General features: G+C 42.5%; 13 protein-coding genes. 4 read left to right on the forward strand and 9 right to left on the reverse strand.

The features are described 5' to 3' along the window. Window positions 1–184: 184 nt before the first annotated feature. Window positions 185–532, forward strand: a complete 348-nt coding sequence (locus HWQ41_RS18355) for a hypothetical protein (protein ID WP_292765707.1) — start codon at window positions 185–187, stop codon at window positions 530–532. Window positions 533–702: 170 nt separating this feature from the next. Here the strand turns inward: HWQ41_RS18355 and HWQ41_RS18360 are convergent, their stop codons facing one another. Then, complete coding sequence (locus HWQ41_RS18360; protein WP_292765710.1) at window positions 703–5,754, reverse strand: hypothetical protein; 5,052 nt, start codon at window positions 5,752–5,754, stop codon at window positions 703–705. A 174-nt stretch (window positions 5,755–5,928) separates the two neighbouring features. Further along, window positions 5,929–7,260 (reverse strand): P-loop NTPase fold protein, encoded by a 1,332-nt coding sequence (locus HWQ41_RS18365; RefSeq protein ID WP_292765712.1) that lies wholly within the window; start codon window positions 7,258–7,260, stop codon window positions 5,929–5,931. A 691-nt stretch (window positions 7,261–7,951) separates the two neighbouring features. On the opposite strand from HWQ41_RS18365, the gene HWQ41_RS18370 reads away from it, so the two are divergent. The 3 genes from HWQ41_RS18370 to ftsZ all read left to right on the forward strand — a co-directional run bounded on the left by HWQ41_RS18370 (window position 7,952) and on the right by ftsZ (window position 11,184). Further along, window positions 7,952–8,806: an FtsQ-type POTRA domain-containing protein gene (locus tag HWQ41_RS18370; RefSeq protein ID WP_292765713.1), complete on the forward strand. Its 855-nt coding sequence runs from the start codon at window positions 7,952–7,954 to the stop codon at window positions 8,804–8,806. 779 nt (window positions 8,807–9,585) lie between these two features. Next, the gene (locus HWQ41_RS18375) at window positions 9,586–9,819 is read left to right on the forward strand and encodes a hypothetical protein (RefSeq protein ID WP_292765716.1); all 234 of its coding nucleotides are present in this window, start codon (window positions 9,586–9,588) and stop codon (window positions 9,817–9,819) included. A gap of 60 nt (window positions 9,820–9,879) precedes the next feature. After that, window positions 9,880–11,184 carry a cell division protein FtsZ gene (gene ftsZ, locus HWQ41_RS18380; RefSeq protein ID WP_292765719.1) on the forward strand — a complete coding sequence of 435 codons (1,305 nt, stop codon included), beginning with the start codon at window positions 9,880–9,882 and terminating at the stop codon, window positions 11,182–11,184. Window positions 11,185–11,518: 334 nt separating this feature from the next. Here ftsZ and gshB read toward each other — a convergent pair whose 3' ends face one another. From gshB to HWQ41_RS18415, 7 genes are all read right to left on the reverse strand, one after another. After that, window positions 11,519–12,517, reverse strand: coding sequence for a glutathione synthase (gene gshB / locus HWQ41_RS18385; protein ID WP_292765722.1), 999 nt, complete (start codon window positions 12,515–12,517; stop codon window positions 11,519–11,521). 238 nt (window positions 12,518–12,755) lie between these two features. Further along, on the reverse strand, window positions 12,756–13,028 hold the full coding sequence (grxC, locus tag HWQ41_RS18390) for a glutaredoxin 3 (RefSeq protein WP_292765725.1): 273 nt from the start codon (window positions 13,026–13,028) through the stop codon (window positions 12,756–12,758). A gap of 260 nt (window positions 13,029–13,288) precedes the next feature. After that, on the reverse strand, window positions 13,289–14,125 hold the full coding sequence (locus tag HWQ41_RS18395) for an XDD4 family exosortase-dependent surface protein (protein ID WP_292765728.1): 837 nt from the start codon (window positions 14,123–14,125) through the stop codon (window positions 13,289–13,291). A 607-nt stretch (window positions 14,126–14,732) separates the two neighbouring features. Further along, window positions 14,733–16,478, reverse strand: coding sequence for a GTPase HflX (hflX, locus tag HWQ41_RS18400; protein ID WP_292765736.1), 1,746 nt, complete (start codon window positions 16,476–16,478; stop codon window positions 14,733–14,735). Between the two features lie 267 nt (window positions 16,479–16,745). Next, window positions 16,746–16,982 (reverse strand): UPF0175 family protein, encoded by a 237-nt coding sequence (locus HWQ41_RS18405; RefSeq protein WP_292765739.1) that lies wholly within the window; start codon window positions 16,980–16,982, stop codon window positions 16,746–16,748. A gap of 200 nt (window positions 16,983–17,182) precedes the next feature. Beyond that, window positions 17,183–19,153 (reverse strand): tetratricopeptide repeat protein, encoded by a 1,971-nt coding sequence (locus HWQ41_RS18410; protein WP_292765731.1) that lies wholly within the window; start codon window positions 19,151–19,153, stop codon window positions 17,183–17,185. After that, complete coding sequence (locus HWQ41_RS18415) at window positions 19,150–20,475, reverse strand: AAA family ATPase (RefSeq protein ID WP_292765733.1); 1,326 nt, start codon at window positions 20,473–20,475, stop codon at window positions 19,150–19,152. The genes HWQ41_RS18410 and HWQ41_RS18415 overlap by 4 nt, the downstream gene beginning before the upstream one ends. Window positions 20,476–20,623 lie beyond the last annotated feature (148 nt).

The raw sequence follows: 20,623 nt of genomic DNA on the forward strand, positions 1-20,623 counted from the left end.
GATGCGGGGACAGGGGGACAGGGGACAAGGGTAGTTCAAAAAAAACCATCTAGAAGCCTACAGAATGTTTATTTTCTTTGCTGCTTGTCTAGAGTGACAGCTAATGAATCTAGACTGACAAACTAGGGAAAATTAAAAATCTCCGGTAAATTTGAGTTGACCTCATTTATACGGAAAGGGTGGCATGAACAATAACAAAAATCTTGAATCAGGAGAGTTGTCTTGTAAACAGCAAGCGATCGCAACTGTGGTGTATGATGCTGTTCAGGGTTGTCAAGGCGATACTGTAGCTCTTTTGGCAATGCTTAGGCAATTGGAGCAGTTACACCGAGAGATCCGGGATGGGGTTTTTCAAGAAAGTTTGCCTGTTAACCGTCGGCAACTCTACTCACTACTGAAAGATATTGAGTCTGAGGGAGGCTGGCCTTACATTGAGCGAATGAGACTACAAGCATTTTTAGCGAATTTGCCACAAGAGGCTCCCCAAGAAAATAGCCATGAAGTTTTGGAGAGCGATCGCACTTTTGGCTGATCATCTCGAAATAAGTTTCTAGCTCTGAATTAACAACTCTGATCGCCTCATCAACCGCTAAACCAAGAGCGGTTGCTGGTTGAGGTTTCAACCTAATTCATAATTATTAATGACGCTCGTTCGCCTTTGGCGTCTCCCCTTGGGAGATGACTCGCTAACATAATTCATAATTAAAAAGGGTTTGTACTGGTTATGCCATCACAAAGAAGGCGATCGCGCTCCTCAAGATTGCGGTTGTGCTTGAGGTAATCGCCCACCCAGCTGCAACCACGAACAAGCAGATCATCAAGATTTAAATTCCACAGAATTATCGTGTTGTCATCACTAGCTGATGCTAGTGTTTGACCGTCTGGGCTAAAACTGACACTTAATACCGAAGAGCGATGCCCATTGAGACTTTTAATTAATTTGCCGTCACTGCTCCAAAGTTTCACTGTACCGTCCCAACTGGCGGCGGCGAGCAATTCACCATTCGGGCTGAAAGTCACGGCATTGACGCTATCGCTGTACCCCTTTAATAAGATTTTTAACAACGTCCCATCCCGTCGCCACAGTTTCACGGTGTTATCCCAGCTAGCAGAAGCCAATAACTCGTCAGTGGGACTAAAGCTGACACCCATCACCCAGCTGTCATTGGGCGAGAAAGTTTTGAGCAAAGTACCATCCCGTCGCCAAAGTTTAACAGTTTGGTCATCACTGGCAGAGGCTAAAACCTGACTATCATGGCTGAAGTTTACGTTATTTACCCAACCCTGATGCCCCACTAAGGTTTTGAGCAACTTACCCTGACGGTTCCAAAGTTTCACTGTTTTATCTTTGCTAGCTGATGCCAAAAATTGACCATCAGGACTGAAATTCACGCTCATCACACTATCAGTATGTCCGTGGAGAGTCATGATTAAAGTACCGTCAAGCCGCCAAAGTTTCACTGTTTTGTCAAAACTTCCTGAGGCCAGCATTTCACCTTTTGGGTCAAAACTGACACTAGAAACTTGATTTGTGTGCCCCAGTAAAGTTTTGTAAAGTCGGGTTTTGACCTCGCCATTACTAGTGTATCGTTGCCAAAGTTTGACAGTGCGATCGCTACTACCAGAAGCTAGCATCTGACCGTCGGGACTCCAAGCAACGCTCAAAACTCGCTTGCGATGCCCTTGAAGAATAGACGGTGTTGGCGCATCTAAACTCCATAGTTTCACGCTTTTGTCAAAACTTCCTGAGGCCAGCAATTTGTTATTTGGACTGAAAGCTACGCTGACAACCGCATCGCTGTGTCCTTTGAAGGTTTTAAGTAAAGTACCAGTGATACTCCAAAGGTTTATGGTTTTGTCTTCACTTGCGGAAGCTAACTTTTTACTATCGGAACTAAAGCTCAAACTCCACACTGTATTGCTATGCTGCCGTAAAGTTTTGTAAGGACGAAAGTCAAAACCGTCTTTAGTGCTGTTACTTTCCCTGAGCCAAAGTTTCACTGTCTTATCTCGACCTGTTGACGCCAAAAATTTACCGTCTGGGCTGAAAACAGCCACAATCACACCCTGTTGATGTCCCAGCAAAGTTGTAACGAGGCTACCGTCCCGTCGCCAGATTTTCACTGTCTTGTCGTCGCTGGCGGAGGCGATGAATTGACCATCGGGACTGAAGTTTACCCAGTTAACCCACCCTCGATGTCCTCTCAGTATTTTTACTAAGCTACCGTCTTTGCGCCAGAGTTTTACGGTTGCATCCTTACTGCCAGTAGCTAACAACTCGCCATCAGGACTGAAATTAACGCTATAAACCCAATCTCCGTTTCCTTTCAGGGTTTTATATGGCTTAGGGTCAAATTTACCTGTAACCGGGTTTTTGTGCCAGATTTGCACTGTTTTGTCGAGGCTGGCGGAGGCTAGGGTTTGACCATCAGGGCTAAAACTTACACAGGTGACAGCATCAGTGTGACCTTTGAGGGTTTGGAGTAAGGTTCCGTCAGGACGCCAAAGTTTCACCGTCTGATCTCGGCTACCTGATGCTAGCAACTGACCATCTGGGCTGAAAGTTACTCCCCAGACAATATCAGTGTGCCCTTCTAGGCGGTTAACCTCCGTTACCCCATAAACTGCCTGTTGGAGGGCTGTAACCACCCGCATTCGGGTATCTGGTTGCACTCCATCTCCCTGTTTAAGTCCTCTCCATGCCCGCAAACCTTCTAATAGGGCATCAAACTCTTTATTAGACGCAAACAAAGCTTCGCTAGCAGCAGCGATCGCACTAATTTTAAAGTTGGTTTCACTGCGTTCAGCTCGTAGAGTTTGGCGAATTGCTGCTCTTTTTTGTAAGTCGGCTTGCCACCATAACGCTGCGATTGTTCCTCCCATGAGTGCCAGGATTGCGCCTGCGATCCGTGCTTCCCGCAGTCGCCGTTGCAACACCAAATTGAGTTGCTTTTGACTAAGTTTTTGGGCTACTTCAGCTTTAGTTTTTTCAAGTTTGATTTTTTCTAATTCGGCGACCATGCCGTAGTTGTTTTTTTGGCGAATTGGTTCAACTAAATAATCGTGAACTAGCTGGTAGCGATCGCCTAACTCTTCTCTGATTCGCAACACCAACCCTGAACCCACCAATATTTCTAAAATCAGTTCCCCAACTGTGTCAAAGCTTGATATTGTATCTAGATCATGATTATTAACTAATGCCGCCGCTAAATCAGCTTTAGTTTTTAACGGTCGCGTCCCCTTTTGATCAGTTAACTCAAATAATAATTTCCAACTTAACTCTTCGTTTTCCTGACCGCAGTCTTTGATAACTTCCCCAAGCCAGCGTTCCACCAATTTTGTCGAGCCGCCGGAAAGCTTGTATTGTCCGAGTGTGGTAATGTTTTCTATTTGTAGTTGAGCACCAACTATTTGTAATTCAATTGGATGTACTTCGTCTAGTTCTCCTGTCAAATCTTGGACTAATCGGTTAATTAATTCATCACTCAGTTCATAATGTGAACGTTGAGTAAGACTGTGAATTATGGCTTTAGCATCCTGGCTAGAGAATTTTCCTAAATAGTAGCGAATGTCCTTATCGAGAATATTTTTATTAATTACTCCTAAATCATATAATCCAGTACTATTTTTCTGGCTCAAACGTTCAAATTCTAATAAATGATGTAAATAATCTTCTCGTAATGAAAGAATAATTTTTACAAACGAAAGATTTAAACATTCACCAAGAAATTGATAAAATTCTATTCTTTGTGTGGGAGGATTACTAACAAAGAAAAATTCTTCAAACTGATCGAATATAAGAATTATTGTATAATTGCGCTCAGATGCTAATCGAATTTTTTCTAGCAGTCTAGTGGGTGTAGAATCAAGACTAACCGATATTCCTGTGTATGCCAGTGCTTGGTTTATACTGCCGTTCAAGATTGTCATCCAATCAGTGTAAACAGACAAAACAATAGGTATAGGAATACGTTCACCGATAGCTTTCCCCTTAAGTGCTGGGACTAAACCAGCTTTGAGAATGGAACTTTTACCTACACCAGATGGCCCATAAATTACTGTAAGTTTGTAGTCAGCGCGGGTAATTCTTTCAATTAAGCGATTGACATCTTGTTGCCGTCCCGAAGCAGATATTTCTTGGGCAATTTCTTCAGGAATAAACGGTATTTTGTGAGGTTCCAGTACTGGGTTAATTCTGGGGCGTTGTGGCTGCAATTGACTTGCGCCGATGAAGGCACGAAAGCCATACTGATGTTCTATTTGAATTTTTTCTTGCTTCAGCTTAAAGGCTTCTGTATAATCATGACGCTCAAAAAAGTAAAGCGATCGCAGTTCCTCTAAAATCTCTAAGTAAAGTGATGGCTGATGTTGTAGCTCACAAACTACCTTCGCCCATTCTAGGTTATTGATAGCTTCCTCCGACTCACCCAGATGCCGTTGTGTACGTGCTAGCAAGAGAAGATACCAACTTTCTTGTCGTCGTGTTTGCAAAGCGTCTCGCAGATAAACTTCTGTTGCTTCTTCCGAGATAGAAAGTGCTGTATTCACTAATTCATGAGCTAGTACCCAATTTGACTCAGAAGCCGCCACATTTGCCAAAAAGCCATAATTTTGAGCAACTTGTGCGGGAGTTCCATAAGTTTTATGTAGATGTAATGACTTTTGAGCTAATTCTTTTAAGTCATCCCAGGCTTGTAAGCGTTGCAGCATTTCACAAGCAGGCAAAATAAATTTAGCAACTAAGTCTTCTCTTTGTACGTGCTCTAATAGCTCCAAGCATTGTTTAAACCACAAGAGAGCATGTTCGCAATAGCTACTATTAGTATTCTGGTATAAGTCTGCCATTCGGTGATAACACAGACCCAGGTGGAATAGTACTATTGCTTGCTTGAGTAAAGACGAGGGAGGGGTAGAATGAGGACATGAGAGGGGTAAAGAAGAATTACTCTCCCACTCTCCCACTCTCCTCGCTTCCTGCTGCCATAATGCTAGGCTTCTTTGATAATTGGCTAAAGCACCATTAATTTGATCGTTGGCGTATTTATCTCGCCCCAACACAAATTCTAAACTAGCTTCTAATCCTGGTGTTAATTGAACGCCATACAGGCGCAGCAAATCATTACGGGCTGATTCTATTTCGTGACGGTGTTGCGACTTAGGATCTAAATCTAGCAAGGCATTAGATAAAAACGTTTCAGCACCGGCTTCTAAAACTTTGGCAAATAGAGATTCTGCCTCTTGATGGATCAAAGCAATTAAATCTGCTTTGGTCATTTCAAATTTAATCGTGGTTACAGCCCAGCTTTTGAAATCAGGCGCTAATCTTGAAAGCAATGATGCGACTTCATCTTGTAGCCACAACACCACTGGAAATGGAAAAATCGCGGCATAGATATCTCGTGCTTGGTTGATGCCTGTAAGTAAGTTTTCCAGGTCGATAATTGACTCAATACCGAAAACCATTACAGCCGATGGCAAAGAGTCTGTAAGGACGGCAGGATTATCTAAAGATAGTTCTGAGACTATTGTGATGTGTAAGGAAGTAGTTGATGGATTGAGAACGATTTCTCTGATATTGATGTCTTTGGTGATGGAGCGAATATTCTCTAACATTTGCTCACGTAATTGCCCATAGTTACATCGAACTAAAATCAGGGCAAATTGACCTTCAGAAAGTGTGATCGCTCTAATCAGTCTTTGCAAAATCTGCTGATTTTCTTTGGTGCAGACGCGTAGCTGCTTGTCATTAGTCATTGGATATGGGGCATTGGGAATGGGGCATGGGGCACTTGCACTGAGCGTTGCCGTTGGCGCAGCCTAAGAAGAGAAGTATTGGGCATGGGGCATTGGGCATTAGTTATTAGTCATTAGTCCAATGACTAACGACTAATGACTAATGACTAATAACAATTGACTCACCCAGGACTGTTACTTGTTTTGTTGCCAAGCCAAAACTTTTTCTGTTTCTGCCAAGGCTGGACTGATGCCAAACCAACGCCCCAGAGGATCGCGATATTCAAACAGATACATGCTTCTTAGTAAGTTCTGATAGTCAGACTCACCTTTAACTCTCTGCTGCTGCACTACTTCAAACAATAATTCCCACTGGGATTCATCAATAGCTAATAGCAGATCGTCGCGGTAGTCCTTAATCACGGCTTCTAAGCAGTCTTTAGAAAAAGGCGGATCTTGCCGTTGTAGGCAGCTATAAAGTAAACCCAATAAGTTACGAATGTGACCACCACTAACGCGACATAGACGATCCAAAGTTTGGGAGTGATCGAATAATTCTGTAATTAATGAAAGCCTTCCATCCAAAGGAACTTCTGGAAAAGCTCTTGCTAGAACTAACTGGCGCACTAGTGACATCCCTGGTTCGTAGTCACTGCCATCTCTTTGCCGCACTAATACCATCGGCAGTACTTTTGGCGCAATCCCTCCCCCCAGGCGATTTTTCAGTGTCTCGTACTCATTGGAGAAAATTAACGTTAGGGGAATTGTGTAAACTAGGTGGCATTTGAGTCGGCGTAACTGTTCGCCTCGGTCGATGAAGAGATATTCTGGTTGCGATCGCCCGGATGCTAAGGGACGCATATCCACTCGATCCAAATTATCTACAATCACTACTAGTCCTTTTTGACCCCGCAGCTTTAGCTGTTCAACAGCCTTTTCTAAAATTTCTTCGTTAATCGCTTGCAAAATACTATTGGTACGTGGTTCTAGATATTGCCTCAGTTGATTCCGCATCTGGGTGCTATCTTTAGTTTTGGCGGTAATTTTGGCAATACCCAAGGACAACTCTGCTTGTCCAGAAAGCTCTATCGGGCTTTGCAAAAAATCGCCTACTTCTTTAAACAAATTGGTAAAGTAACCAGCTTTGAGTTTGATGTCAATGCCTTCTAAACTGGCACTGACTTGACGGGCTACACTCAGCAAAATATCGCTGACATCAATATCGGCCATGTCTAAGTCTTGACTGGACTCAAAATAAACTACATGAAATCCCGCCAACTCTAGTTCTGTCTTGAGGCGCTGCAATTCCGTTGACTTACCGCAGCCAATGTGACCCGTAAATAACTGGCAAGTTGGCTCATCAGGAGAAATACGGCAGATAGTCCGCTGCAATTCTTCAACAATTTTGCAACCACGTACATCAGCAAAATCTATGTAATACTGACGATCTAGCACGTTACTTATATTAAGCGTGTAGCTTGGGTTACATGCTTTATAAAAACGTGACAAATTTAATGTCGTTCTCATGTATGTAGATGTGTATGTAGATGTGTCTGTAGATGCAGTTTAATTCGTATTTTTTATACAAGTAATCTCTATCCTAGATGTAGGCATACGATTAACTCGCAAGTTGGTAGTGTCTTGCAAGGGACAGCACCTGGTGCAGGATTACTGTCAGTAGTATGGTAGAGATTTAATAGACCCTAATAACCTTAAGCATATCTGTCCTTTTTACACCTGCTATTGAGGTTTTGACAATCTCTAGCTCTTGTTTGACCTGGCACGAACCTTTATGGCTCAGTGAATCAGTAAAAAAAGCTACAAGAGAGCATAGTTCTCAGTTTGTATAGCTGATGATGAGGACTGGTATGAATTATAGCAAAGTACACAGAGATTCAGGAATAGTTAAATATCATTTCACATTCTATTTGTCAAGAAAACAAAATCCTAAACATCTAAATTAATATTTTGTAATCTGTAGGGATAAAATCTGACAAAATAACTTGTCAAAAAGACTACATTCAGTTAAAAATGAACACCGGAAACTTTAATCGGAACGATGACTAGCGCCATAATCATTGTGTAGTTACTGTAAAGTGTTACTAAAAATAAAAAAAGTCTTGAGGAGATCGGCTAACAAATGCCAACACTGTTTACTGAAATTAATCATGATCCGATCGCGTCAAGGAATTTAGATTGCAACCACAAAGGGGTTTGAATGGCTGGCATAATATCAGTTTCCCGCACGAATCTAGTCCAGCGTCGTCAGAAATTACGTCGGCAGAGGCGGATGAAAATTATTCAGGCTATTTGGCGAACCTTTGCCATTATTGGTTTGACGGGTGGATTATTCTGGGTGGCAGTCCAACCAGTGTGGATGCTAAAAGCTCCCAAACAAATAGTAATGAAATCAGGTAATAAATTACTGTCGGATGAAACAGCTCAGTCACTGTTGGTGCTATCTTACCCCCAGTCTTTGTGGCGGATTGAACCGGCAGCGATCGCTAACTCTTTGAAAAAACAACCAACTATTGCCCAAGCGATCGTTAGACGCCGCCTCTTTCCTCCAGGATTAATCATTGAAATCCAAGAACGAGTACCTGTAGCGGTGACTCAAACACCAACAGAGCAAAATCAGGGCACTGGCAACAAAAAAGTCACAATCGGCTTACTAGATGCAAGTGGGGTCTGGATGCCTTTAGAAAAATACACATCACTGAATCCCACTAGTAAATTACCCAATCTCAGAGTAATTGGATTGCCAAAACAATACTGCCTCTACTGGACTCAACTTCATCAAGCTGTCAGCCAAAGTCCCGTGAAAGTGATGGAAATTGATTGTCGAAATCCAACGAATTTAATTTTGAAAACAGAACTAGGAAATGTGCATCTCGGCGTTCCAGGCCCCCAGTTGTCTGAACAAATTAAGGTACTCGCCCAAATGCGCCATTTAGGAGCAAAACTCAATTCCAGTCAAATAGAGTATATTGATCTGAAAAATCCCGAACTTCCCTTAGTACAAATGAACCAAAAAGACCAAAAATTAACTCCCAAAATCCCTAAAAACATCTAGCGTGTTTAATGTATTGATAGCTCCTAGTAAATTAAGAAGCTTTATGCTGATAAATATATTTATTATTTTCAGTTTTCTGGCAAACCGCACGAAAATCGGCATTAACTTCTAATTAAAATGAGAAGATCAATCATAAAATCTCCATTGCGAGTAAAACACTCTCAATTGTTACCCTAACATCTAATAGTAGGGTGCAAGATGTCGGACAATCTAATGATGGTCTATGGCGTGCAAAATGCCTTCTGCCCATACATTCTTTGACTTAACCCAGTGCGGAAAAGATAAAAATGCTTGAGTTTTTCATTCAGATCAGACTCGCGAACAGATGGCACTGATCAGAACGGTTTACGCCACCATCCAAGTGCAGAGCGAAAAACGCTCTGGCTTTGGTCTGTTGAGGACACTTCCAAAGACAGTTTACCGAAGTTTCAATCTGTAACGATACCGTCCAAAGTTGCGTAAGCATTGCTTCTGGGCAATAAGTTTGGATTACTCTGTGCCGTAATTTCTATTGGGTGACGAAACCTCTTAGGAAATCTTGATTTTTTGACCGCACTAGTGCGGGTTCTCGTAGAATAGACTATTGCTCCAACAAAGTGTCCATTAAGACCCCCCAAACAACAAGTTAATCAGGTATAGTCTGACAAGTAAATTCTTGCTGACTTTAACCTTAAGGATAAGTAAGTATAACGTAAGTTTTGTGTCTAAAGTTGCAATCATCCCCAATGGTGAAACCTATTAACAATATTATTGTTGAGGCAGAGAAGAGGCGCTATAGTATGTCTTTACAAGTTATGCCCGCCGCCCAGAAGAATGAAGAGATTAATGTCTGGTTGAAGTTATACAAGTCAATTTTAGATAAATGTAGGTATACTTCTCTAGAATTGGCTGTGCGATCGGCTGCGTTAAAAGCTTATCCCATAGCAAATTTTCGCACTGCCAATTCTGTTAGGCTTGGCAGTAGTGAAAACAATAAAGAACAGTGGCATAGTATTGTGGCACTGTCAAACTAAAGTTGACTCTGAGGTGAATAACACCTGAAAAAGTCGTTTATCTACCCTTTCACAAATCCAATGACACTTGATAATAACCAAGGACTTACCTATAAAAATTCCCAATCTGCGGGACAGCCGGGATTCTCTCTGGCAGTTAACTCGACTAATCCCTTTAATAACTCTGGGCTGAACTTCGGACAAAATCACGATAATAAGAAGGTTTCTGCGGAAAATAGCCGAATTGGCGAGATTGTTCCTGGTCGGGTCGCCAACATCAAAGTGATTGGTGTCGGTGGTGGTGGTGGCAATGCTGTTAACCGCATGATCGAGTCTGATGTCTCTGGGGTAGAGTTTTGGTCAATTAATACTGATGCCCAAGCTCTTACCTTAGCTGGCGCTCCAAGTCGATTGCAAATTGGACAGAAGCTAACGCGGGGTTTGGGAGCAGGTGGTAATCCTGCTATTGGTCAAAAGGCAGCTGAGGAATCACGGGACGAAATTGCTACAGCTTTAGAGGGGGCAGACTTAGTATTTATCACTGCTGGTATGGGGGGTGGTACTGGGACGGGTGCAGCCCCAATCGTGGCAGAAATAGCCAAAGAAATGGGCGCTCTTACTGTTGGTGTAGTCACACGTCCATTTGTGTTTGAGGGACGCCGCCGCACCAGCCAAGCGGAACAAGGTATTGATGGACTAAAAAGTAGAGTAGATACGCTGATCATTATCCCTAACAACAAACTACTGGAAGTGATCCCCGAACAAACGCCTGTGCAAGAAGCTTTTCGCTATGCAGATGATGTGCTGCGTCAAGGGGTGCAAGGTATTTCTGATATCATCACGATCCCCGGTTTAGTAAACGTTGACTTTGCTGATGTCCGAGCTGTGATGGCAGATGCGGGATCGGCATTGATGGGAATTGGAGTGAGTTCTGGAAAATCTAGGGCCAGAGAAGCTGCGATCGCAGCTATTTCTTCACCATTACTAGAGTGTTCTATTGAAGGCGCTAGAGGGGTTGTCTTTAATATTACTGGTGGTACTGACCTCACCCTGCATGAAGTGAATGCAGCCGCAGAAGCAATCTATGAAGTAGTTGATCCCAACGCCAATATTATTTTTGGGGCTGTAATTGATGACAGACTCCAAGGTGAGGTAAGAATTACTGTAATTGCCACCGGGTTTACAGGTGAAGTGCAAGCTGTGCAACAACAAAGCGTGGCTAACGTTCGGATAGCACCTAATACTCAGAAGCGACCAACAACACAGCAACCCGCAGTTAATCCCCCAACCCCAACCCCAACTCCAACTCCAACTCCAGAACCAAAAGAAAAAATTGGATTGGATATACCTGATTTTCTGAAAAATCGGCGTACACCACGGAATTAAGAGATTTTGGGTTTGAGATTTTAGATTAACTTAGCAGTCTCAGGTCAGGCTGAGTGCTGTATAAAATCTGCTAGTTTCAGGGTTTTACTAAGGGCAGGGGTAAGCAATCTGTTGCCATCCCCGATTTTGCCAATTGGTAAAAAAAATCGTCAACGCTACTTTATAGAAGGAACTTGGGCAGGAGTCTGCTGGCTCGCATGTCCGGCTATGCTTTTGTCAGAAAAAAACAGGAAGACCTGCCCAACTACGGATGCGTAGACCTAGCCCGTCGTAGACATCGCTACATCTACCCCTCGCGATCCATTAAACTCATATTCGATACAAGTAAATATATTTACTTAAAGGAAGTCACATCGGAAACTTGACCTCGTAAGAGAGTTTGTTCAATCCATTGAATAACTTGATAACCAAGGCGAGTACCATCTAGACGATCAATCTCACGAATTCCGGTAGGACTGGTGACGTTAACTTCAGTTAGGTAGCCACCAATAACATCAATACCCACAAAAATTAAGCCGTCTTGGCGTAAGCGTTCGGCTACTTGGGTACAAATTTCATACTCTCTTGGGGTAATTTCGGTTTGAGCGACTGTGCCACCAGTTGCCATATTATTGCGAAAATCAGTTCCGCTAGAGAGGCGATTGAGCGCACCAATTGGTTCGCCATTGAGCAAGATAATTCGCTTATCTCCCTCTTTTGCCTCTGGTAGATAGGTTTGTACCATTACTGGGACTCGACCTTGGAGGGTACTGAGTTCGACAATGGAGTTAAAATTGCGATCGCCTGATTGCAAAAACAAAATTCCTTCGCCAGCTTTGTTACCCAGCGGTTTGAGAACTGCTGCCCCCTTTGCTTCGACAAATTGCCGAATAAACTGCTTATCAGCACTGACAATCGTTTCTGGAATCGCTTTGGTAAACTGGAGGGCATACATTTTTTCATTTGCCCCTCGGATGCCACTAGGACTGTTAATCACCAGGGTTTTCTTTTGGTCAATGTAATCCAGAATGTAGGTGGCATAGAGGTAGGAATCGTTGACTGGTGGATCTGTCCGCATAAATACGGCATCCATTGTCTCTAAAGAAGTTAAGGAGCGATCGCTCAACTTATACCAAGGATTCACCGCTACCCAGCGTCCCTCCACCAACTGCACTGGTACAAGTTCGACTCGCTGTAGGACAGCCCAAGCTTTGCTCTCCACCACACTCAGCAGATTTACTTGAGTTACCCAAACTTCGTGTCCCAGGATTTGTGCTGCTTCAATCAGGGCAACGCTGGTATCATGACACGGGTCAAGCAGATGGATGGGATCAATGATAAAAGCTAGTTTCACCCTTTATACCTCAATCACCAAGAAATTAAATGGTTATTCAATTATTATCTCTTGATGCTCACCAATTGACGTATATGTGTACTGCTGAGTAGAACCTGGAGGGTAAAGCCTTGTGGACAGATATCGGTTTTGGGAAAAAAAGTCCGTAAACAAGGCAGCGCGTTGTTTTTCCAGAGTTGTAGCGACTGCCGTGTAATTTGCAGCGGCTTGTCGCTAGCGATCGCAAAACCTTCTGAATCTAAACGCTATTGCTAGAAGTTAGTAGCTCATCCAGCTTGCCTTGACTGTCTAAAGCGTGGATATCATCACAACCACCTATATGATCATCATTGATGAAAATTTGCGGTAAAGAGCGCCCTCCATTTGCCCTTTGAGCCATTTTATTTCTGGCTACCTCGTCTCCATCAATGCTGTATTCGATAAATTCAACTCCTTTGTTCTTTAGCAAACTTTTGGCACGGATGCAAAACGGGCAAGTCCTCCAAGTGTAAATTTCTACTTTTGCAGCCATAACATCCTCAAATTGATTTAATACTTCTTAATTTTATAACTTTGCCACTGGCTGTAGCTGCCTTATCCTGGTTTGTCTTCATCCTCAGAAGCCGCTAACTAGGTTTATATCAAAAAAGTTAGCCAAGAGATAAAGTCTGGACTCTTGACTAAAATGTTATATCCGTACCAATTTTCTTAAAAAACAGGGTGGCTTTTATTTCATTGTGAGAATTGCTTATGAGGCGTAACTCAGTTGTTAGTTAGTACTCAAGTTCTCATTTAAGCTAAGACTAGAGACTTTTTCTTGGCAACCCTCAGCGCACCTACAGCAAATAAACCAAGGGCGGCTGTCGTCCCAGACTCAGGTACTCTTTTAGGTGGAGGTGGCGGAGCAATATAATAAGTACTAGGCTCATCTAAACTAGTACCATACTGAAAACGAACATTCTGAATCTTTGTTAAATCAAAGCCAGTAGGTAGCCCTGAGAAAACGAATGTGGCAGAGTTATTCACAAAAGTCCCCCCACTTACTGCTGGATTTGAACTATCGTAACCAGTAATAATACCGTAATTGAATTGCTGTCCACCCGAAAGACCAAAACCAGGCGAGATGCCAAAACCAGCTGTAGCAAGACCGTAATGCTGAGTTACTGGGTTAGCTACGCCACTAGCACCGCCAAGTCCACTGCTAGCGGTAGTTTTTGCAAAACCCCATTCAACACTTTTATTCCCTCCCACCTTGGTAAGATCGACATTAGTTCCGGTAGTTACATTATTCGTGATTACGGTTGGAGCTTTGGCTGAAGACAAATTTAAGTTTGTTAAGGGAGATCCAGCATAATCCCAGAAGATTCCTGTGAGAACATCAGAAGGCACTGATGCACCTGGGCCTGTATTAGTAAGGGTCAGTGTCAACTGACCTGCTATTGAGTCATCAAAGACAGCTTTCGCCGCAAGGGCTGCACTGGTTCCACCTGATATTGGATTAGTACCTGTGGCTGAGAAAGTCATCAAGGCTGCATCTGCTCTAGACACCTGCGAAACTGTCACCACAGCTAATGCTGATATACAGCAGGCTGCATAACCTACTATCTTCTTGGAATATAGTTGAGACACTCGCTTGAAACTCCTTTGCTTTCTATTGAAGACATTTAAAATGTCTTAAAATAACTTTTTTATAAAAATTACTTATGTATAAATTTGCATAAAAAACCATTATTTGTCTACGTTATGCATTAAGATTAACCAAAACTTTAAATTGAGGATAAACAATATAGTTTTCACCAATTCATTAAGTATTTTCAGCATTTCCACTTAGGAAATTTTTTTGATCTTAAATGATGCAGAATCAACTTGATTAATTAACAGGATTTATGCAAAGGTAACGTATTTCCGTCATTGCGAACGAAGCGAAGCAATCCCTATCTTGATGAGATTGCTTCACTACACTGGGTTTCGTACCCTACGGGAAGGCTGACGCCAACGCAATGACTAATCATCGCTGCGTAAGTCCCGTTAAGCTTCTATTTTTAAATAATTTTCCTTAATCAATTTGGATGAAAAATTAGCAATTCACTTCACGATAAAAGCTGATGGTTCTCCACACATACCACGAGATTTTATGAAAATGAAATGAAGAAGGGAAAGCGATTTCGCCTTCCCCAAAGTTAAAAATTTAGGACACTAATATTAAGATGCTGACACTGAATTCGCTACTCAAGTTTTAACCACAGTCAACGGCATATTCAATCAGCTGGGCAAGGCGCTGACGTAGGGTTTCTAAACCCAAGCGCTGACTCGCAGAAATAAACACCGCTAAGGGAAATTCTTCCCTAGCTAAAGCTAGTGTCTCACTATCAGCTTGATCAATCTTGTTAAAAATAACCAGCGCCGGCCCAGGAGTTATTGGCATTTGCGCCAGGATTTCTCTGACTGAGCGAATATGACGCAACCAAGCGGGGTGAGATAAATCTACTAAATGTAGTAGGGCATCGGCTTCTGTGACTTCCTCCAAGGTGGCGCGGAAGGCATCCATTAATGATGCAGGCAGTTCGTGTATAAATCCTACCGTATCTGTAATCAGAATTTCCTGATGTTGATCTGTTTCGCCATGAGGAATTACCAGGCGGCGGGTGGTGGGATCGAGAGTAGCAAATAACTGGTCGGCTGTATAAACTTCTGCATTCGTGAGAGCATTCAGCAAAGTGGACTTGCCAGCGTTGGTATATCCAACCAAAGCCACTGAGGGAACTTCCTGATGCTGTCGTCGCTGTCGTAACCGTGAACGATGTGCTTGCAACTGGTCTACTTCTTTTTGCAGTCGGGAAATACGCTGCCCAATTGCACGGCGTTCAGTTTCCAGTTTTGTTTCACCAGGGCCACGAGTCCCAATACCACCACCTAATCGGGACATGGTGCGACCTCTACCAGCCAGTCGCGGCTGCATGTATTCTAGCTGTGCTAGTTCTACTTGCAACTTACCAGCACGGGACTGAGCGCGTTGGGCAAAGATATCCAAAATAACTTCGGTGCGGTCAACCACCCGGACACCAATTTGCATTTCTAAGTTGCGGACTTGGGAGGGTGAGAGGTCGCGGTCAAAGACGACGAGATTGATTCCTAGTGTTTGGGCAGTTAGGGCAATTTCTTGCACCTTACCTTCGCCAACTACTGTCTGGGGATGAATGCGCGATCGCTTTTGTTGTATTGTCTGTAATACATCTCCCCCAGCGGTATCAACTAAACGTGCCAATTCCACTAGGTTGTCCTGGAATTGTAGGGGAGTCATCTCACTGGTCATCACCCCCACAATTAGCACGCGATCGTGGTCAGCATCTACTTCCTGGGCGATAAATTCCCGTTGGAATTCCGCTTCCAGATTTTCCACCAAGTCTACTAAATCCTGCTCTGCCAGATCATCCAAGCCCAGAGGTGGCGATATATTCCAACTTGGGGATTGGATTTGGCTCTCCCCTACCTTGAGAGCCGCAGGACTAGTAATCAGGGTGCGAGACTCTTGGGGTGTCAGATGAGCTAGATAAGCTTCTTTGACATACCCAGTCGCACCGCCTCCCCGCCGTGTAAATCCTGTTCCGGTTATATTTAGGACAACTAGGGCATCTAAGCGTTGCAGTGCCATCGCCGTGAGCGCCGATTCATTGGGCGGTTCTGGCTTGAGATGGGTGGCAATACAACGAATACCACTGAGTCGTTCTGCACCGTAACGGGGCAATTCCATCGGTGGTATTTGCGTTTGACGCGGTGTGCCTACCCCGACGCGAATCACTTGTCCGCGACGGTTGATGTAGGCGCACACAGGCTGATTGACTTCTGTGCTAATTGCTGCCAGACGCTGGGAAAAGTCAGGCGTGGTGATGCGATCGCCTGGTATGCGCTGGTGATACAGCCGCTGTAGTTGCTTCAGCTGGCTGGACTTCAGACCTTGGAGATTTCCAAAAATAGTTTCTATAGGCGTTTTTGACCAGTTAAATGGCCCCCCGAATCCTTATATGTTTATTTTACAACAGGGTTTAGGCTCCTATCTCTCTCCTTTGAGGGATGCGTTGTGCATTAGTTAGCAGTGGGTATTGATTTTAGGCTATGGCGGTTTTTAGTTGAGTTCAATAGAGACCTAACCCCCAACCCCTTCCCTACTGCGTTGGGGAGTAAGATTCAAAGCCTCTCTCCTTTTAGGAGAGAGGTTTGGAGAGAGGTCAGGCGTATTGTATGCAAAGTTTCAAGCATTCGCTAAATCAGATATAAGTTCTTCTTCTGTTAAATCAATCATCGCTACACCATAACGGTGTAAATTAAGTAAAAAAGTTACCCTATCTATACCTGCTAACTGTGCAGCTAGACCAGAAGAAATGAGTTTCATTTCAAATAGTTTAACTGCCATCGCCATTTTAGCTTCTTGTTCAAACTGTTCTCGCGTTTGCTGTAAGGCATCTGGTAAAGTTTCTGGATAGTCAATTTAAGTTGTGAAATGATTTGTTATCAGGATGTTCGCATTTAATTTTCAGTCGTCATAAAGTCCTTCGTCTTCTGGTGCATAGCCGTTCAAAAAAGCATCATGGTTAAATTTTTCATTTATAGGTATCACTTTTAATTTCTGTTAGTGTTTTCAGTGGAAGTGTGAAGGCGATCGCTACATTAGCTTAGTCTTTATAGCGGTTATTGAATTAAAATTTTAAAGCGCTTATCTTCCCGGATACCATCAAAATCAGAGTTGGTTTTTGCCCATTCACGACATTCATCAGGACTTAGATTAATTGCTTTTTGGAGATTTTCTAATACCTGTTCAATATTACCTTTAAAAGCATAACAGCAAGCTTTGTTGTACCAAGCTTCATGATTATCTGGTTGAAATTGCAGTGCTTGATCGAAGGATATGATCGCTTCTTCATAGCGTTCTAAATTCCTCGAAGCATAGCCCTTAGCGTACCAAGATAAATAGTCATCTGGCTTAATCTTCAGTGCTTGGTCGTAGGAAGTAATTGCTACTTCGTAGTGTCCTAAATTTTCTAGTATAATACCTCGATCATACCAAGCTAAATAGTCATCTGGTTTAATTGTCAGGGCTTCTTCGTAGCATCCAATCGCCTCTTGATAGCGTCCCAAATTCTCTAGTGCATTTCCCTGGTTATACCAAGCTAAGTGGTAATCAGGTTGAATTTTAACTGCCTCTTGATAAAAAGTAATTGCTGCTTCAGTATGTCCCAAATTTGCTAGTGCATTGCCCTTACCGTACCAAGCTAAATGGTAGTCAGGTTTAATTTTTAGTGCTTCTTCATAAGATGCGATCGCTGCTTCATAACGTCCCAGTTTTACTAGTGTAATACCCCGATTATGCCAAATCAAGTAGTAATCAGGTTTAATTTTTAGTGCTTCTTCATAAGATGCGATCGCTGCTTCATAACGTCCCAGTTTTACTAGTGTAATACCCCGATTATGCCAAATCAAGTAGTAATCAGGTTTAATTTTTAGTGCTTCTTCATAAGATGCGATCGCTGCTTCATAACGTCCCAGTTTTACTAGTGTAATACCCCGATTATGCCAAATCAAGTAGTAATCAGGTTTAATTTTTAGTGCTTCTTCATAAGATGCGATCGCTGCTTCATAACGTCCTAAATTTACTAGTAAATTACCTTTATTATTCGCAGCTTCATGATAATCAGGTTTAATTTTCAGTACTTCTTCGTAAGATGCGATCGCTGCTTCATAACGTCCTAAGTTTACCAGCATAACACCCCGATTGTACCAAGCATAGTGGTAATTAGGCTTAATTTTAACCGCCTCATTGTAGGATGAAATCGCTGCTTCATAACATCCTAAGTTCCCTAGCGCGATGCCCCTATTGTACCAAGCTTGGTGATAATCAGGTTTAATTTTCATCGCCTCATCATAGGATGCGATCGCTAGTTCATTTTCATTAGCAGTAACTAATAACTTTCCCAACTCACATAGTAAACTCGGCTTCCGACTTTCTGTCTGGAATTTTTCTGTCAGCATATCTTTAATTTCCAGAAGTTTCTCTATTTTTTTTTCATGGCTAAGTTTTAAATATTCTTCATAACCTGCTTCGTCCAGTAGGCGAGATGATTCTTCATCTACCACTTCTGGTGTTGTCGGTAATTCAAACACCCCAGAACGCCAATCAAAAAAATCTGGGGCGCGATGAATAAAATAGTTTATCGAAAATGAACGCAAAAGAAAAACAAAGCTAATTGGAAAATCATCTCTAAAGCGTTCTCGCTGTTGGTTTAAGTGATTTAAAATATGCGGCACACTAGTTAAATTGCTAAATTGACCTTCTGTAATTTCACCAAAACTTCTTTTTTCATATTTATATAGAGAATATTCCAGACCTTTAATCAATAAAATATCAACTTGCTTGTCTTTAACAAACTCTGCCACTGGCTGATATAAATTATCAATTGCCTCAACCAAGCGTAAAACTGCAATCTTCTTCTGCGGAATCTCCTGGGGAAGTTTGACAATAAAATTGTCTGCTTCCACAGCTGTACATTGGACAAAAAACAAACCAAATCCTGATTTTCGCTTCAGTGCGCGAAGCAAGTCTTGATAAACTTCTTCTGGTTCTGGGGGTAAATCGTCATCCCAATCACTTAAATTTGGGTTCATGAAAGTTTTGCCACGGCTTCTTTAAATTCTGGAATTCCTTGAATCAAGGGATGAATATCATACCAACGCTGCATCTCTCCATCATCATCCAAATAGCGGTATTCTAAAAGACAACGATTATACATCAAACTGCGATACAATTCATCATTAATAATCCGCTTAGAACAAGACACTTCCGCTAACAGACACCATTGATGATTTTCCACAGCGCGGCGATAGGTATCTCTGGCTTGAGTAATTGCTCGTCGCACCGCTTTTTCTGAAACAGGTAACTCTTCAGTGCGTCCAATGGCATCTTGAGTTAACAATAGCAAATTCCTCACATGACCTCCACTCATTAAACAAAGTCTGTCTAAGGTTTCGGGACTATCAAAAATTTCCTTCTCTAGTGATAGTTCCGGTGCAATTTGCCGGACTCGCTTGTTAATTACTTCCTTAACTTTCTTGAGTCCTGGCTGGTAAACTTCGCCCTTAAGAGTGTTTACCATAATCATCGGCAAAATTTGGGGGTCGCCGTAGATATCTCTGAGGTCTGTTGCTCTGGTAGAATAGACCATTGAAATCGGGACAGTGTAAATCAAATGGCAATCTAAAGCTTGGAGTTGTTCGCTCCGGTCTAAAAAGACTTCTTCATAGTTGGTGCGATCGCCCTCTTTAACTAACACCATCCGGTCTAAGTTATCGACAATTACCGCCAGTTTATTGTAGCCATGAGGTAAGTGCTGTTTTGCATCCACCAGAAACTCATTTAACACCTGAATTAAAGTGACAGTGTGAGGATTGATTTTCTGGCGAATCTGCTGGCGTAATTCAGGAACAGCTCTTAAATTTGCCGTCAACTTGGCAAATTGAGCAAGCTGCACTTCTACAGCCATCTTCTCAAACTCTATGGGAGTCAGCGCCAAATCTTTTAAATCTACCCAACGATCTTTCAACCAGTCGAGTATCGGACGAGGACTGGCAATTCCTTTTAAATCTTTGAGCAAACGGCGGGTACAGGCGAGGAGAATATCTGTATATTGGGCATCTTCTGAATCGATATCCTCTTCATCAGCCGCAAAATAGACCACATAAAATTGCCGATTTTCTAAATACTTCTTTAACCTGAGTAATTCTGTAGACTTCCCCGCACCCCGATGACCAGAATACAATTGGCAAGTATTTGTATTTGCTAATTGCATCCGATTTCCCAACTCTTGCAAAATATCGGCATCTCCCCGCACATCCTGACAATCTACATATTTTGGATCGCCTGCGGGTAAGGGTTCAAAGGGGTTAAAGGCGTTGTAGAGGTTTGCGAGTAAGTCAGTACTATTAACCATAGGTAAAAAATATAGCAATGATGCTTATAATAATCGAGATTATAGAGAATTAAGGTGGATTCATCCAGTTCAAAGACTCGTTAACGGAGTTCAAAGGTGGATTCATCCAGTTCAAAGACTCGTTAACGGAGTTCAAAGGTGGATTCAT

Origin of the sequence: Nostoc sp. NOS(2021), assembly GCF_017115025.1 — a bacterium.
Classification (GTDB): domain Bacteria; phylum Cyanobacteriota; class Cyanobacteriia; order Cyanobacteriales; family Nostocaceae; genus Nostoc.

What these genes read in the sequence shown, in the direction of transcription:
- HWQ41_RS18370 (WP_292765713.1), top strand. Translation starts at nt 7,952, where the DNA reads ATGGCTGGCATAATATCAGTTTCCCGCACGAATCTAGTCCAGCGTCGT.
- grxC (WP_292765725.1), bottom strand. Translation starts at nt 13,028, where the DNA reads ATGGCTGCAAAAGTAGAAATTTACACTTGGAGGACTTGCCCGTTTTGC.
- HWQ41_RS18410 (WP_292765731.1), bottom strand. Translation starts at nt 19,153, where the DNA reads ATGAACCCAAATTTAAGTGATTGGGATGACGATTTACCCCCAGAACCA.
- HWQ41_RS18360 (WP_292765710.1), bottom strand. Translation starts at nt 5,754, where the DNA reads ATGACTAATGACAAGCAGCTACGCGTCTGCACCAAAGAAAATCAGCAG.
- HWQ41_RS18365 (WP_292765712.1), bottom strand. Translation starts at nt 7,260, where the DNA reads ATGAGAACGACATTAAATTTGTCACGTTTTTATAAAGCATGTAACCCA.
- HWQ41_RS18355 (WP_292765707.1), top strand. Translation starts at nt 185, where the DNA reads ATGAACAATAACAAAAATCTTGAATCAGGAGAGTTGTCTTGTAAACAG.
- HWQ41_RS18415 (WP_292765733.1), bottom strand. Translation starts at nt 20,475, where the DNA reads ATGGTTAATAGTACTGACTTACTCGCAAACCTCTACAACGCCTTTAAC.
- HWQ41_RS18375 (WP_292765716.1), top strand. Translation starts at nt 9,586, where the DNA reads ATGTCTTTACAAGTTATGCCCGCCGCCCAGAAGAATGAAGAGATTAAT.
- ftsZ (WP_292765719.1), top strand. Translation starts at nt 9,880, where the DNA reads ATGACACTTGATAATAACCAAGGACTTACCTATAAAAATTCCCAATCT.